This is a genomic window from Rhizobium chutanense, from assembly GCF_002531935.1.
Lineage (GTDB): Bacteria > Pseudomonadota > Alphaproteobacteria > Rhizobiales > Rhizobiaceae > Rhizobium > Rhizobium chutanense.
In genome coordinates this window covers 1-14,258 of record NZ_NWSV01000011.1, presented here as the reverse complement: position 1 = coordinate 14,258, position 14,258 = coordinate 1, and the positions used below count along the sequence as shown (strand labels likewise).

General features: G+C 60.8%; 14 protein-coding genes. 13 read left to right on the top strand and 1 reads right to left on the bottom strand.

The genetic code is table 11. The features are described 5' to 3' along the window. The first annotated feature begins 1 nt into the window (after position 1). The 8 genes from repB to CO666_RS17850 all read left to right on the top strand — a co-directional run bounded on the left by repB (position 2) and on the right by CO666_RS17850 (position 8,300). The gene (gene repB, locus CO666_RS17885) at positions 2–1,003 is read left to right on the top strand and encodes a plasmid partitioning protein RepB (protein ID WP_097613508.1); all 1,002 of its coding nucleotides are present in this window, start codon (positions 2–4) and stop codon (positions 1,001–1,003) included. 153 nt (positions 1,004–1,156) lie between these two features. Beyond that, complete coding sequence (gene repC, locus CO666_RS17880) at positions 1,157–2,461, top strand: plasmid replication protein RepC (protein WP_097613506.1); 1,305 nt, start codon at positions 1,157–1,159, stop codon at positions 2,459–2,461. A gap of 112 nt (positions 2,462–2,573) precedes the next feature. Further along, positions 2,574–3,458 carry a dihydrodipicolinate synthase family protein gene (locus CO666_RS17875; RefSeq protein WP_097613504.1) on the top strand — a complete coding sequence of 295 codons (885 nt, stop codon included), beginning with the start codon at positions 2,574–2,576 and terminating at the stop codon, positions 3,456–3,458. Positions 3,459–3,465: 7 nt separating this feature from the next. Further along, entirely contained in the window at positions 3,466–4,143 is a 678-nt protein-coding gene (locus CO666_RS17870; RefSeq protein WP_179869708.1) for a GntR family transcriptional regulator, read from the top strand. A gap of 55 nt (positions 4,144–4,198) precedes the next feature. Then, positions 4,199–5,527, top strand: a complete 1,329-nt coding sequence (locus tag CO666_RS17865) for an ABC transporter substrate-binding protein (protein WP_097613500.1) — start codon at positions 4,199–4,201, stop codon at positions 5,525–5,527. Beyond that, positions 5,527–6,465 (top strand): carbohydrate ABC transporter permease, encoded by a 939-nt coding sequence (locus CO666_RS17860; protein WP_097613498.1) that lies wholly within the window; start codon positions 5,527–5,529, stop codon positions 6,463–6,465. The genes CO666_RS17865 and CO666_RS17860 overlap by 1 nt, the downstream gene beginning before the upstream one ends. Continuing rightward, the gene (locus CO666_RS17855; RefSeq protein WP_097613496.1) at positions 6,465–7,280 is read left to right on the top strand and encodes a carbohydrate ABC transporter permease; all 816 of its coding nucleotides are present in this window, start codon (positions 6,465–6,467) and stop codon (positions 7,278–7,280) included. Before CO666_RS17860 ends, CO666_RS17855 begins: the two co-directional genes overlap by 1 nt. 18 nt (positions 7,281–7,298) lie before the next feature. Continuing rightward, entirely contained in the window at positions 7,299–8,300 is a 1,002-nt protein-coding gene (locus tag CO666_RS17850; protein ID WP_097613494.1) for a sugar kinase, read from the top strand. A 67-nt stretch (positions 8,301–8,367) separates the two neighbouring features. Here the strand turns inward: CO666_RS17850 and CO666_RS17845 are convergent, their stop codons facing one another. Then, on the bottom strand, positions 8,368–9,381 hold the full coding sequence (locus tag CO666_RS17845) for a substrate-binding domain-containing protein (RefSeq protein WP_097613492.1): 1,014 nt from the start codon (positions 9,379–9,381) through the stop codon (positions 8,368–8,370). Between the two features lie 270 nt (positions 9,382–9,651). Between CO666_RS17845 and CO666_RS17840 the strand changes: the two genes are divergently transcribed. The 5 genes from CO666_RS17840 to CO666_RS17820 form a co-directional block, all read left to right on the top strand. Continuing rightward, positions 9,652–10,914 (top strand): ABC transporter substrate-binding protein, encoded by a 1,263-nt coding sequence (locus CO666_RS17840; RefSeq protein WP_097613490.1) that lies wholly within the window; start codon positions 9,652–9,654, stop codon positions 10,912–10,914. Positions 10,915–10,982: 68 nt separating this feature from the next. Next, a complete protein-coding gene (locus CO666_RS17835) occupies positions 10,983–11,969 on the top strand; it encodes a carbohydrate ABC transporter permease (RefSeq protein ID WP_097613488.1) in 987 nt (328 codons plus the stop codon). Continuing rightward, positions 11,969–12,799, top strand: coding sequence for a carbohydrate ABC transporter permease (locus CO666_RS17830; RefSeq protein WP_097613486.1), 831 nt, complete (start codon positions 11,969–11,971; stop codon positions 12,797–12,799). Before CO666_RS17835 ends, CO666_RS17830 begins: the two co-directional genes overlap by 1 nt. Positions 12,800–12,810: 11 nt before the next feature. Beyond that, positions 12,811–13,836, top strand: coding sequence for an ABC transporter ATP-binding protein (locus CO666_RS17825; protein ID WP_097613484.1), 1,026 nt, complete (start codon positions 12,811–12,813; stop codon positions 13,834–13,836). Positions 13,837–13,886: 50 nt separating this feature from the next. Continuing rightward, positions 13,887–14,258 (top strand): ThuA domain-containing protein (locus CO666_RS17820; protein WP_179869707.1); only part of this gene is annotated, 372 nt, incomplete at its 3' end.

Here is a 14,258-nt window from a genome sequence, read left to right as displayed (position 1 = left end):
GATGGCGCGTAAGAACCTCATCGAGATTTCCGCTCCGAGCCCGGCTAGAACAGAAGCAGTCGCACCGCGCGACAATCGACCGATCGCCGGTTTCGTGCCGCAGGAGCGTAGCTCCGCGCCGGTCGGCGGCATCACCAAAACGCTCGGAAACATTACCGAGAAAATGGAGCGGGCGAGTGAACTGGAACGACAGCTCGCCGCCGGCCAGACCATCGTCGAGCTCGATACCGGCCTGATCGACGCCTCTTTCGTCAGCGACCGCCTGGCGATCGACGCGGTTGAGCTCGCCCAGCTCGTCGAGCAGATCCGCGAGCACGGGCAGCAGGTTCCGATCCTGGTGCGTCCGCACCCCGAAACCAGGGGGCGCTATCAGGTTGCCTACGGTCATCGTCGCCTGGCGGCCACGAAAGAGATCGGCATCAGGGTACGAGCGGTCGTCCGCGATCTCACAGACGGCCAGTTGGTCGTCAGCCAGGGCCAGGAAAACAGCGCCCGCACCAATCTCTCCTACATCGAGCGGGCGCTGTTTGCGTCGCGGCTCGAAGAACGCAGCTTCGGCCGCGATGTCATCATGGCGGCCCTCGGCGTTGACAAGGCGGCCCTGTCGAGAATGCTGATCGTCATCCGGCAGGTGCCCCTTGATCTCATCAACGCCATCGGTGCGGCGCCGGATATCGGCCGTCGGCGGTGGCTGGAACTGGGTGAGCGTCTTGAAGACGCCGACATCGAGAAGATCATCGCTGAGTTGTCCGCGGACGACGCGCGCAAAATGGCGAGCGACGAGCGGTTTCACCGCACCCTTGCGCTGGCAACGAAGCGGACCGCTGCGCCGAAGCCAGCAATTGCCAAAACCGCGATCAGCGGCGTGCCTGTGATGGTCAAGAAAACCGCGTCCGGTGCGACCTTCGTCTTCGACGGCAAGACCGCCCCCGGTTTCGATCAATTCGTCCAGGAAAGGCTGCAGGGCCTGTTTCAGGAGTTCAAAAAGGACAGAGGAGCGTAACGAGCAAAAGAAAAAGGCCCCCAACGACGCCGTCGTGGAAGCCCTTCTCAGATCTTAAGCACATCGAGAATCGCATTTCCACGAATCACAGTCAAGCGTCTTAGGCACCAAATTGGTGGACTGTTTTCTTTTGCCTGAACAAAGGTGAAGGCAATGGAGAGTGGATATGTGACGACGCCCTTTGGGCGGCGGCCGATGTCACTTGGCATGCTGGCAAGCCAGCAACTGGCCGAGGCCATCGAGCCGGGAATGAAACGCAGTAAGTGGAAGCTGTTCAGGGCAATCTGCGAGGCGCGGCCGGCACTCGGTGTGACCGATCGGGCGCTGACGGTGCTCGACGCGCTTCTGACCTTTTACCCCGATGACGAGATTTCCGAGGAGAAGGGCCTGATCGTCTTCCCGTCGAACGCGCAGCTGTCGCTGCGTGCCCGGGGAATGACGCCGGCCACGCTCCGGCGGCATCTTGCCGTGCTCGTCGAGGCCGGGCTGATCCTGCGCAAGGACAGCCCGAACGGAAAGCGCTATGCGCGCCGCGACGGGGCAGGCGAGATCGGTGAGGCTTTCGGCTTCAGCGTCGCCCCACTGCTCGCACGTGCGGTTGAGATTGAAGATCTGGCCGCCGAGGTGATTGCCGACCGGGAACTGATCAGGGTGACCAGGGAACGCCTCACCGTGTGCCGGCGGGATGTCTCCAAGCTGATCTCAGCAGCGCTCGAGGAAGCGGTGCCCGGCGACTGGGAGCAGATGTCGTCGATGTTTCGAGATCTTGTTCGCAAGATTCCGCGCGTGGCGGGAGCCGAGGAATTGGCATCACTGCTCGACGAGATGGGTCTGTTGCGCGACGAAGCCGTCAACCTGCTGGAAAGACATATAAAATCAAAAAAAATAGACGCCAATGAGTCTCAAACTGAGCGCCACAAACAGAATTCAAACCCCAACTCCATGTCTGAACTTGAACCAAGCTTCGAACCGAAGCAGGGCGTGAAGCCGCCGGCCGACAACGACCCGATTGCCGGGCCGCCGGACGAGCAAAGGGTGAAACATCCCGCATCATCCGCCGCAGTCAACGGCAAGAGATCCCGCGCGGCCGAACCGGCGGCGGCACATACGTTGAAATCTTTCCCGCTTGGTCTGGTTCTTCAGGCCTGCCCGCAAATTCTCGATTATGGGCCGGGCGGAACGATCGGCAATTGGCGCGACCTGATGTCGGCTGCGGTCGTCGTCCGCTCGATGCTCGGCGTCAGCCCGTCGGCCTATGAGGAAGCCTGCGCCGGCATGGGGCCGGAAAATGCTGCGACGGTGATCGCCTGCATCCTGGAAAGGGGCGGACACATAAATTCGCCCGGCGGCTATCTCCGCGATCTCACGCGAAGGACCGAAAGGGGCGAGTTTGCGATCGGCCCGATGCTGATGGCGCTCGTGCGGGCGAACGGTAGTACGGCAAAACATGTGGGCTGATTGCAAGGAAACGGCAGTGGACGATCGCATGGCGGGATAGCATGCAATCACCTCTTTACAACTAACATGTTAGCCTGCTACATCTAATCCCGACAATCGGGAGGAAGCATATTTGACCCAGAAATTCGGGCTGTCCGTCGCTCTTGCTACGCCGTTCGACAGCAATGGCGATATTGCGATCGACGTTATGATCGCGCAGGCTAGGCGATGCCTCGCTGCCGGATGTTCCAGCGTAACCCTGTTCGGAACGACGGGGGAAGGCTCCTCCATCGGAAACCGGGAACGTGAGCGCGTCTTCGCGGCCTTCCTCGATGCCGGGATCGCGGCAGGAAACATCATCGTCGGCGTGCTGGTCGATGCCGCCGAGGACGCGGCGATGCAGGCCGATCATGCTCTTTCCCACGGCGTTCGCAATATCCTTCTTGCCCCGCCGTCCTATTTCAAGAATGTCAGCGACGACGGTGTTTTCCAGTGGTTTGCGGCCGTCTTCGCCATGCTGGGAGAAAAGGCGCGTGATATCATCGTCTACAACCTTCCGTCGCTCACCATGGTTCCGCTGAGCGTGTCGCTAATCGGCCGTCTCAAGGCCGCCTTTCCCCGTGTCGTCACCGGCGTCAAGGATTCCTCCGGCGACTGGCCGTACACCGAAAGCCTGCTCAAGGCGCATAGCGATCTCATCATCCTGGTCGGCGACGAGCGGCACCTCGCGAGAGCCGTGCGGCTCGGCGGCCGGGGCGCCATATCGGGCATGGCGAATTTCGCGTCCTGCGAACTCAAGCCGCTGGCCGAGGAGGGCAGGGACGACATCCGCATCGAGAATATGGTGGTGGAACTGCTGAAACACCCCGTCATCCCGGCCGTGAAGGCGATGATCGCGAACACGACGACGGAGAAGACGTGGATTGCGGTTCGTCCGCCGCTCATTTCGATCTCCGGCGAAGCGCAGGCGCAGCTCGCTGCCGCTTTCGATACTCTTTTCCGCTCGAAAGCCGCATAGGTCAGCCATGTTGGTGGGGGAGGCGATGAACGAAACGGAGGAGCAGCCGACACTCAGGGAAAAGGCATATGCGAGCTTCACGCGCCATCTTCTTGCGCGTGACGTGCGTCCCGGCCAGTTCGTTTCCCAGCGCCGTCTCGTGGAACTGACGGGACTGACGCTCGGCGCCATCCGTGAACTCATCCCCAGGCTCGAAGCCGAAGGGCTGATCAAGACCGTGCCGCAACGGGGTTTGCAGATCGCTCACATCGATCTCAACCTTATTCGTGAGGCGTTCCAGCTGCGCGTCTTCCTGGAGAAGGAGGCCGTGGCGCTCTTCACCCGGTCGGCGTCGGACGAGACGATCGCCGGGCTTTTGAAGCAGCACCGGGATATCGCCGACGCCATCCGCAGCGGCGATGGCTCGCACGAGTTGGAGGCGCATGCGCAGGCCGTCGATTGGGGCATGCATGACGCTTTTATCGATGCGCTTGGCAATACCATCATCTCGAACGCCTACCGCGTGAACTCGATCAAGATGCGACTGATCAGTCAGGATCGTTTCCGCATCGAGGGTCACGTCGGGCCTGTCATGGACGAGCACCTGAAAGTGCTCGAGGCGATCGAACGACGATCGGCGGAAGACGCCGTCAACAGCCTTGTCGCACACATCAACGGTGCAAGGGATCGTGCGCTGAGGATATAACCGGGAATAATCAGCCGGAGGTGAGGAGATCGCCGGCAAAAGGAGGAGGACTCACATGCCATCATTTTTGAATCCGACGCGGAGAGGCTTTCTGGCGGGGACGGCCGCGCTCGGGGCCGGCAGCATGCTCGGCATGCGCGCGGCATTTGCCGCGGTCGACTGGAAGCGCTTCGCCGGCACCACCCTCGAAGTCAACCTGGTCAAGAGCCCGCGCAGCGAAATACTGCTGAAGTACCTGCCCGAATTCGAGGAGCTCACCGGCATCAAGGTCAATGCCGAAGCGACGCCGGAACAGCAGCAGCGCCAGAAGACGACGATCGAGCTCAGCTCCGGCAAGCCGAGCTTCGACGTCGTGCACATGAGCTATCATGTCCAGAAGCGGCAGTTCGAAAAGGGCGGCTGGCTTGCCGATATCAGCGGCTTCCTCAAGGACCCGTCGCTGACCGACCCATCGCTGACGGAGGGCGATTTCGCCGAAGCCGGCCTCGCCTTCGCCAAGGATGCCGGCGGCGTTCTGCGCTCTCTTCCCTTCTCGGTCGACTACTGGATCATCTACTGGAACAAGACGCTGTTCGAGAAGAAGGGGCTTGCTTACCCCACGAGCTTCGATGAGCTGGCAAGTGCTGCGGAGGCGCTGACCGACCCCTCGACCAACACCTATGGCTTCGTTGCCCGCGGCCTGAAGAACGCCAATACGCCGGTCTGGACGTCGCTGCTGCTCGGCTACGGCTCGAGCCCGCTCGGCCCCGATGGCAAGCTGCGCACGACATCGCCGGAAGCCGTCGATGCGGCCAAGCTTTATCAGCGGCTGATGACCAAGACCGCCCCTCCCGGCGTCTCCGGCTTCAACTGGGCCGAGGCGCAGTCGGCCTTCCTGCAGGGCAAGATCGGCATGTGGCTCGATGGCGTCGGCTTTGCTCCGCCGATCGAAAATCCGGAAAAGTCCCGCGTCGTCGGCCAGGTCGGTTACGGCATCATGCCGAAAGGCCCGAAGGCACAGGCCGCCGGCACCTTCGGCGACGGGCTTGGCGTAGTCGCGGCAAGCCAGAAAAAGGAAGCTGCCTATCTCTTCTGCCAATGGGCGATTTCGCATGAAATGGGCGCACGCCTGCTGCAGGCCGGCGCCGGCGTGCCCTTCCGCCAGTCCGTGCTGGAGGATGCCAAGGTCCGCGAAGGCGTCAAGATGCCGGGGGCATGGCTGGATGCCGTCGTCGGCTCCGGCAAGATCTCGCAGCTTGCCCTGCCGGTCATCATTCCGGTCACCGAGTTCCGCGACATCTATGGCGTCGGTCTTACCAACATGATCGGCGGCGCCGATCCTGAGACGGAGCTCAAAGCCGCGACGGCGCAATTCGAGCCCGTCCTGGCGAAAAGCGAGGGATAATGACCTCGGCAAGCCTCGAAACATCAGCGGCGGCCAAGGCGTCGAAGGGAGGGGGCAAACCGGATCGGTTTGCTCCCAACTACTGGCCCTTCGTCATCCCGGCGCTCATCGTCATATCCGCCGTCATCGTCTTTCCCTGGGTGTTTACGGTGTGGATGAGCGTCAACAGCTGGACGCTCGGCCAATCGCAGGTCTTTGCGGGGCTGGACAATTATATCAGACTTGCCACCGACATGCGCTTCTGGGAGTCGCTCTGGCATACGGTGCTCTATACGACGCTCTCCGTGGTGGTTCCGCTGTTTCTGGGGACGCTCGCCGCGCTGATCTTCGATGCTCAATTCCCGCTGCGGGGTCTGATCCGCGGCATCTTCGTGATGCCGATGATGGCGACCCCGGTCGCCATCGCCCTCGTCTGGACGATGATGTACCATCCGCAGCTCGGCGTGCTCAACTATCTCCTTTCCTTCGTCGGCATCGGCCCGCAGGAATGGATCTACAATCAGGCGAGCGTCATCCCCTCGCTGGTTCTGGTCGAAAGCTGGCAGTGGACGCCGCTCGTCATGCTGATCGTGCTCGGCGGTCTCGCCGCGGTGCCGCGCGAGCCCTATGAAAGTGCCGAGATCGACGGCGCCAATGTCTGGCAGAAATTCCGCTACCTGACGCTGCCGATGATCGCGCCGTTCCTGATGATCGCGGTGATCATCCGCAGCATCGATGCGGTGAAGAGCTTCGACATCATCTATGCCATGACCCAGGGTGGCCCCGGCACGGCGTCGGAAACGATCAACATCTACCTCTACAACACCGCCTTCGCCTATTACGACATCGGCTATGGTTCGGCCATGGCAGTCGTCTTCTTCATCCTCATCGTGCTGCTCTCCTTCGTCCTGATGATGATCCGGCAGCGCGTGAACTGGTCCGACGGGGAGGCACGCTGATGAAGCGCAAGACGCTCGATCGCATCGGACTGCTGTTCGTTGCTCTGGTGATGATCTCGCCGGTCGTCCTGTTCTTCCTCTGGATGATCTCGCTGTCGCTGAAATATGAGATCGACAACGGCGCCTATCCGCCGATCTTCATCCCCGAACGCTTCGCCTGGTCGAATTATGTGAAGGTGTTCGAGGAGAACAACTTCTTCCTCTATCTCTGGAATTCGGTGCTGGTGACGGGTGCGGCCACGCTTCTGGCGCTCGTGATTGGCGTGCCGGCCGGTTATGGAATCGCCCGCCTGAAGGCGGAAAAGTCCGCCATGGTCATCATGATCGCGCGTATGACGCCCGGCCTTTCCTTCCTGATCCCACTTTTCCTCTTGTTCCAATGGCTGAACCTGCTCGGCACGCTCCTGCCGCAGATCATCATCCATCTCGTGGTCACCGTGCCGATCGTCGTCTGGATCATGATCGGCTATTTCGAGACGACGCCGATGGAGCTGGAAGAAGCTGCAAGCATCGATGGCGCGACACCCTGGCAGGTCTTCCGCCTGGTTGCCTTGCCGATCGCCAAGCCCGGCATCGTCGTCGCCTTCATCCTCTCGGTCATCTTCTCCTGGAACAATTTCGTCTTCGGCATCGTGCTCGCCAGCCGTGAGACGCGCACGCTTCCGGTCGCCGTTTACAATATGCTATCTTTCGAACAGGTCAGCTGGGGGCCACTCGCCGCCGCCGCCTTGATCGTCACCTTGCCGGTGCTGATCCTGACGGTGTTTGCACAACGGCAGATCGTGGCCGGCCTGACGGCCGGCGCCGTCAAGTAGGCGGGTGAAAGGACGGTTTTGGCGACTTCTTCTGCCTTCGACCCGCCCGCCGGTCCGGCGCGCAGCGTTTTGTGTGTCGGCGCGGCGGTCCTGGACACGCTGTTTCGCGTGCGCTCGTTACCGACCGGCCAGGGCAAAATTCTGCCCTATGATATGCTGCAGGTCGCCGAGGGCATGGCATCGAGTGCCGCCTTTGCCGTCGCCCGGCTGGGTGGCAATGCCAGCCTCTGGGGTGCGGTCGGCGATGATGCCGCCGGCGACCGGATCATTGCCGAGCTCGGCGATAGCGGCATAGACACGAGCGGTATGGTGCGTGTGGCAGGCGCCCGCTCGGCCGTCTCGACGATCCTCGTCGATGACGAGGGCGAGCGCCTGATCGTACCCTTCTACGATGCGGCCCTGCACGAGACGGTCAAGCCGGTCACCAACCGGGATGTTTCCGCTTTCGATGCGGTTCTCGTCGACGTCCGATGGCCGAAGCTTGCGCTGCGGACGCTGTCGGCGGCGAGAGAGGCGGGCAGGCCGGCCATTCTCGATGGCGACGTGGCGGGCGAGGGGGTGATCGAGATGCTTGCGCCGGCCGCCAGCCATATCGTCTTCTCACAGCCGGCCGCCGAGCGCCTGACCGGAACGACCGAACCGGTCAAGGCCATCGGCCTTCTCAAGCGAAAATTCGAGCATGCCTTCATCAGCGTTACGGCAGGTGAAAACGGCAGCTTCTGGTTCGATGACGCAACCGGAGAAATCGTCCATCTTGCCGCTCCGAAGGTGAGGGCGGTCGATACGCTCGCAGCCGGCGATATCTTCCATGGCGCTTTCGCGCTGGCTACCGCGGAAGGCTTGCCGATCGCAGAGACGATGCGCGTGTCGTCCATGGCGGCAGCGCTCAAATGCCAGGTGTTCGGCGGGCGCACAGGCGCGCCCACCAGAGCGGAGCTTTGCGATGCCCTCCGCGGTTGGGGCATTGGACAGCAATCGTGCGGGCAGGCAGATCGAAGAAGCGATCCGCCCGCGTCATGAGTTCAGTTTCTCCCCGCTTACACCCAAGTGGTCGAGGTTGATGCCGACGTCCAGAGAGGTTGCTCAGTCAGCGCGGCGGCGCCGTGCTCTCTCGAAGTATCAGTTCGACCGGCCACAATTCGTGGATATCGTCTGCGGCGCGCCCAGCGATAAGCTGCAGTGTCAGCTCGGCGCAGCGTGTGCCCGCAGCACGCATGGAGGATCGCGTGCTCGACAGTGACGGCACCATATTTTCGGCCGTCAGATAGGGGAAGACGTCGTCATGGGCGATAACGGAAACATCTTGGCCCACCGTCATCCCAAGCGAACGGACGGCGCGGTAGACACCAAGGGCTGTCATCGTGGAACCGGCAACGATGGCGGTCGGGGCATTAACGCTCTCCAGAAAAGACCGGGCGTGGCGAAAGCCGCTCTCGTCGGAGAATTTATCGCAGACCATCAGATTGGGATCTGCGGCCAGCCCACGCTCCTGATGGGCTATCCGAAAACCCTGTTCGCGATGAATAGAATAGGTCTTGCCCCGTAGGCCATTGATCATGCCAATGCGTCGGTGCCCGAGATCGAGCAGGTGTTCGGTGGCTCGACGCACGGCATTTTCATTGTCGATATCGAGCCAGGCATGAACGTGCTCGGTCTCCGAGCGGCCGTGGACCAGGAAAGGCAGGCCCAGGCTGTTGAGCATTTCGATCCGCGGGTCCCTGGGGCGAGGCGAATGGATGATCACTGCATCCACGCGGCGGCTTTCGATCAGGCGCCGGTAGGCCTGTATCTCGTCATCGTCATTGTGTGCGGTAATAGGCGTGATGAGAATATCCGTATCGGCCGTTTCCAGGCGCTGTGCCATCCCTGCCATGAATTCAGCGAAATGGATTTCGCCCGAGCGCCCCATCATGACGCCGATCGCTCCGGCTCGCCCGGTCTTTAGCCGCACGGCATTGATATCGGGGCGATAGCCAAGCCGCATTGCCTCGCTCGCCACTCGGGCGCGCGTGGCTTCGCTCACCTCGGGGTAGCCACTGAGCGCACGGCTGACCGTTGTCGGAGAGAGCCCAAGCTGCTTTGCAAATTCACGAAGTTTCATCGGATGTCTTCTTTGTCCCGGCAAATCAATGGACGAAGCGTTGGCAATGCGCAACGGACAAGTGACAGTTTGACCAAAATTGAAAGCGATTTCAATTTATTGCCCTGAGCGGCTGCCTGTGGGGATCGCAAAATACCGCCTTAACCCTGTAACTTGGCTATTTTCCTGTCAAAATGCAACTAATGGATGATGTTTATAATGGCTTGACGCTGGCGTGACCTTCTGCAATGGTTTGCATACCAAATCGATTTCAATTTCTGGGAGGAGATCATGAAAACATTTGCCTTAGCCTTTTCCGTGCTCAGCGTCGCTATCGCTGCCGGACCTGTCCATGCGGCTGAAATTTCATTCGCCGCCAACACGACGGGGAAAAACGTCGAATTCCTGAGCAGGCAGCTGGCGATTTTTGAGAAGAATACCGGCAACCAGGTCAAGCTCGTCACCATGCCATCATCGAGCAGCGAGCAGTTCTCCCAATATCGCTTGTGGCTTGCCGCCGGAAACAAAGATATCGACGTCTATCAGACCGATGTCATCTGGGCGCCGCAGCTTGCCGACCAGTTCATCGATCTCAAGGAGGCTACGAAGGACGTGGCCGGCCAGTTCTTTCCGTCGATCATCGCCTCGCAGACGGTCAATGGCCGGCTCGTGGCGCTGCCGTTGTTTACCGATGCTCCGGCGCTGTACTACCGAAAGGACCTGCTGGAGAAATATGGCAAGCAGCCGCCGAAGACCTGGGACGAGATGGCCGCAACCGCCAAGGAGGTTCAGGATAAGGAACGCCAGGCGGGCCAGAAGGATCTCTGGGGCTACGTCTTCCAGGGCAATTCCTATGAAGGGTTGACCTGCAACGCGCTGGAATGGGTGAAGTCGTCGGGCGGTGGCCAGATCGTCGAGCCGGACGGGACGATCTCGATCAACAACGAGAAGGCGGCGGCAGCGCTTGAACGCGCCAAGGGCTGGATCGGCACGATCTCCCCGCCGGGCGTGCTTGCATATCAGGAAGAGGAATCGCGCGGCGTCTGGCAGACCGGCAATGCCGTCTTCATGCGCAACTGGCCCTATGCCTATTCTCTCGGCAATGGAGCCGACAGCGCCGTGAAAGGCAAGTTCGACGTGATGACGCTGCCGGTGGCGGCCGCTGGCGACAAGCCGTCCTCGACGCTTGGCGGTTGGAATCTCGCGGTTTCGAAATATTCGGAAAAGCAGGAGGCAGCCATCGCGCTGGTAAAATTCCTGGCCTCGAAGGACGTTCAAAAGGCGCGCGCGATCGAACTGTCCAACTTGCCCACACTGACAGACCTTTATGACGACAAGGACGTTGCCGCCGCGCAGCCCTTCATGCCGAACTGGAAACCCATTTTCCAGGACGCAGTGCCGCGTCCTTCGGCGACAGCCAAGGTAAAGTACAATGAAGTATCCTCGAAGTTCTGGACGGCAGTGCATAACACGCTGTCCGGCAGCGGCTCGGCTGCCGAAAACCTCGAGCTCCTCGAAGCCGACCTGACGACCCTCAAGGGTGACGCCTGGTGAGTACCGGGACCGGCGACCGCGAGGTCGCCGGTCCGGTCTCCGCAGGGCCAAACAGGGATGGGCGTTTCATGACTGAAATTGTAGCTCCACAAGCAATCGAACCGAAGGTTTCCGTTCTCCGAGCCTCGACGGAACTGCGGTCCGAGCGCATTCGATCCGCATGGATTTTTCTGGCGCCGACGCTGTTGATCCTGGCAATCGTCGCCGGCTGGCCGCTCTTCAGGACGATCTATTTCAGTTTTACGAATGCGTCGCTCAACGACCTTGGCAATGCGCAGTTCGTCGGCTTCGCCAATTACCTGTCGTGGGTGACGCTGAAGAGCGGAAAGACCGTCTATCGCGGTTTGCTTGCCGATCCAGTCTGGTGGAATGCCGTCTGGAACACGGCCAAATTCACTTTTCTTTCGGTGGCGATCGAGACAGTGCTGGGGTTGATCGTCGCGCTGGTGCTGAACGCGCAGTTCGTCGGGCGTGGGATCGTTCGGGCCGCAATCCTCATCCCCTGGGCGATCCCGACCATCGTTTCGGCCAAGATGTGGGCCTGGATGCTCAACGACCAGTTCGGCATTCTGAATGATGTTCTGCTCGGCCTCGGCCTGATCAGCGAGAAGATTGCCTGGACCGCCAATCCGGAAACGGCCATGGTCGCGGTGCTGATCGTCGACGTCTGGAAGACGACGCCCTTCATGGCGCTGCTGATCCTGGCCGGACTTCAGATGGTTCCGGCGGACATTTACGAAGCGGCCAGGATCGACGGCGTCAATCCGATCAAGGTTTTCTGGCGTCTGACGCTGCCGCTGATCCGGCCGGCGATCATGGTTGCCGTGATCTTCCGGATGCTGGATGCGATGCGCATCTTCGACCTGATCTATGTCCTGACGCCAAACAATGCGCAGACGAAGACCATGTCGGTCATGGCCCGCGAAAACCTGTTCGACTTCGACAAATTCGCCTACGGCGCCACGGCGTCGACGGTGCTTTTCCTCATCATCGCCTCCGTCACCATCCTCTACATCTGGCTCGGCCGCGTCAGGCTCGGCGGGGAGGAACGCTGATGCTGCTTTCGATCGCCAAGAATACGCTCTTCTATCTGCTGGTCATGATCATCGTCATCATTGCGGTGTTTCCATTCTATTATGCGATCCTCACGAGCCTGAAGACCGGTACGGCGCTTTTCCAGGTCGACTACTGGCCGACCTCGATCTCTTTCGGCAACTATGCTTCTGTAGTGGGCCAGGGCAGTTTCGCCCGCAGTCTTGCAAACTCCGCGATGATCGCGTGCGTCGTGGTTTCAGCATCGATTCTGCTTTCGATCACCGCTTCGTTCGCTTTGGCACGGGTGCACTTCCGTGGACGAGCCCTGTTGATGCTGACCATCCTGTCGGTGTCGATGTTTCCGCAGATTGCCGTCCTTGCGGGCCTCTTCGAACTCATCCGCTGGATCGGCATCTTCAACACACCCTTCGCGCTGATCTTTTCCTACATGATCTTCACGCTGCCGTTCACCGTCTGGGTGCTGACGACCTTCATGCGGGAATTGCCGATCGAGATCGAGGAGGCGGCGATCGTTGATGGCGCCTCGCCATGGGTCATCGTCACCCAGGTGTTCATGCCGCTGATGTGGCCGGCGCTGGTGACAACAGGGCTGCTCGCCTTCATCACCGCTTGGAACGAGTTCCTTTTTGCGCTGACGTTCACATCGTCGGATACGCAGCGCACCGTCCCGGTTGCCATCGCCCTGCTTTCGGGCAACAGCGAGTTCGAAATCCCCTGGGGCAACATCATGGCAGCTTCGGTGATCGTCACCGTCCCGGTTGTTATTCTCGTTTTGATATTCCAGCGCCGGATCATTTCCGGGCTGACCGCCGGCGGCGTGAAGGGTTGAGGGAGTAGGACATGGCAGAAATCCGACTGGAAAACATCCGCAAGAGCTTCGGCGCTTTCGAGGTGATCAAGGGCGTGACGATGGACATCCGCCGCGGCGAGTTCATGGTGTTCGTGGGGCCGTCCGGATGCGGCAAGTCCACGCTGCTGCGGCTGATCTCCGGCCTCGAAGACATCACCTCGGGAACACTCTCCTTCGACAACGAGACGGTAAACCGGCACGCGCCGTCGAAGAGAGGGATCGCCATGGTGTTCCAGTCCTACGCGCTCTATCCGCATATGACGGTCTTCGACAACATGGCATTCGGCATGAAGCTTTCCGGGAGCACCAAGGATGAATGCTGCCGGCGCGTCGAACATGCCGCCGGCATGCTGCAGCTCTCACCCTACTTGGATCGCCTGCCGCGGCAGCTTTCCGGCGGACAGCGTCAGCGCGTCGCCATCGGCCGGGCGATCGTACGCGATCCCAAGGTCTTTCTGTTCGACGAGCCGCTGTCCAACCTCGATGCGGCGCTTCGCGTCGCGACGAGGCTTGAGATCGCCAAGCTTCATCGCAGCATGCACGGTACGACGATGATTTATGTGACGCATGATCAGGTGGAGGCCATGACGCTGGCCGATCGGATCTGCGTGTTGAGGGACGGTGTCGTCGAGCAGATCGGCACGCCGCTCGAACTTTACGAAAGCCCCAATTCGGTCTTCGTCGCCGGCTTCATCGGGTCGCCGAAAATGAACTTCCTGTCGGGCGGGCTGGCGCAGCCCTATGATAGCCATACGATCGGTGTGCGCGCCGAGCATATTCGCGTCACAGCCGAGCCGCCGGCTTGGACCGGCACGGTCATCCATTCGGAAATCCTCGGCTCCGACAGCTTCGTCTATCTGGATATCGGAGCAGACGAGCCGCTCATCGTGCGGGAGTTGGGTGTCGCCCGTCACGAGCCGGGCCAGACGCTTGGGCTTGCGCCGCTTGCCGGTCATGTCCACCGGTTCGACCGGTCGGGCCGGGCGCTGGAGCGCGTATCGATGCAGGCGGCCTGATCTTCTTTCCTCACAAAACCCGATCCCTTTAATTGCCAGGAGTGAACGACGTGACCATTCGCACCATCGTCTGGGGAGAGAATATCCACGAGACTACCAATGAGATCGTCCGGGGCATCTATCCCGAAGGCATGCACACGGCGATCGCCAATGCGCTGAATACCGATCCCGCCATATCCGCCACTACGGCGACGCTGCAGGAACCGGAGCACGGCTTGAGCGAAGCCCGCCTTGCCGAAACCGACGTCTTGACCTGGTGGGGCCACAAGGATCACGGTGCGGTCTCCGACGTCGTCGTCGAGCGCGTTGCCAAGCGCGTCTGGGAAGGCATGGGCCTTCTCGTTTTGCATTCCGGCCATTTCTCGAAGATCTTCAAGCGGCTGATGGGAACACCCTGCGCGCTGAAATGGCGCGAGGCGGGC

Coding starts and splice junctions, on each gene's coding strand:
- repB (WP_097613508.1), top strand. CDS start 2: ATGGCGCGTAAGAACCTCATCGAGATTTCCGCTCCGAGCCCGGCTAGA.
- repC (WP_097613506.1), top strand. CDS start 1,157: ATGGAGAGTGGATATGTGACGACGCCCTTTGGGCGGCGGCCGATGTCA.
- CO666_RS17870 (WP_179869708.1), top strand. CDS start 3,466: ATGTTGGTGGGGGAGGCGATGAACGAAACGGAGGAGCAGCCGACACTC.
- CO666_RS17865 (WP_097613500.1), top strand. CDS start 4,199: ATGCCATCATTTTTGAATCCGACGCGGAGAGGCTTTCTGGCGGGGACG.
- CO666_RS17860 (WP_097613498.1), top strand. CDS start 5,527: ATGACCTCGGCAAGCCTCGAAACATCAGCGGCGGCCAAGGCGTCGAAG.
- CO666_RS17855 (WP_097613496.1), top strand. CDS start 6,465: ATGAAGCGCAAGACGCTCGATCGCATCGGACTGCTGTTCGTTGCTCTG.
- CO666_RS17845 (WP_097613492.1), bottom strand. CDS start 9,381: ATGAAACTTCGTGAATTTGCAAAGCAGCTTGGGCTCTCTCCGACAACG.
- CO666_RS17840 (WP_097613490.1), top strand. CDS start 9,652: ATGAAAACATTTGCCTTAGCCTTTTCCGTGCTCAGCGTCGCTATCGCT.
- CO666_RS17835 (WP_097613488.1), top strand. CDS start 10,983: ATGACTGAAATTGTAGCTCCACAAGCAATCGAACCGAAGGTTTCCGTT.
- CO666_RS17830 (WP_097613486.1), top strand. CDS start 11,969: ATGCTGCTTTCGATCGCCAAGAATACGCTCTTCTATCTGCTGGTCATG.
- CO666_RS17825 (WP_097613484.1), top strand. CDS start 12,811: ATGGCAGAAATCCGACTGGAAAACATCCGCAAGAGCTTCGGCGCTTTC.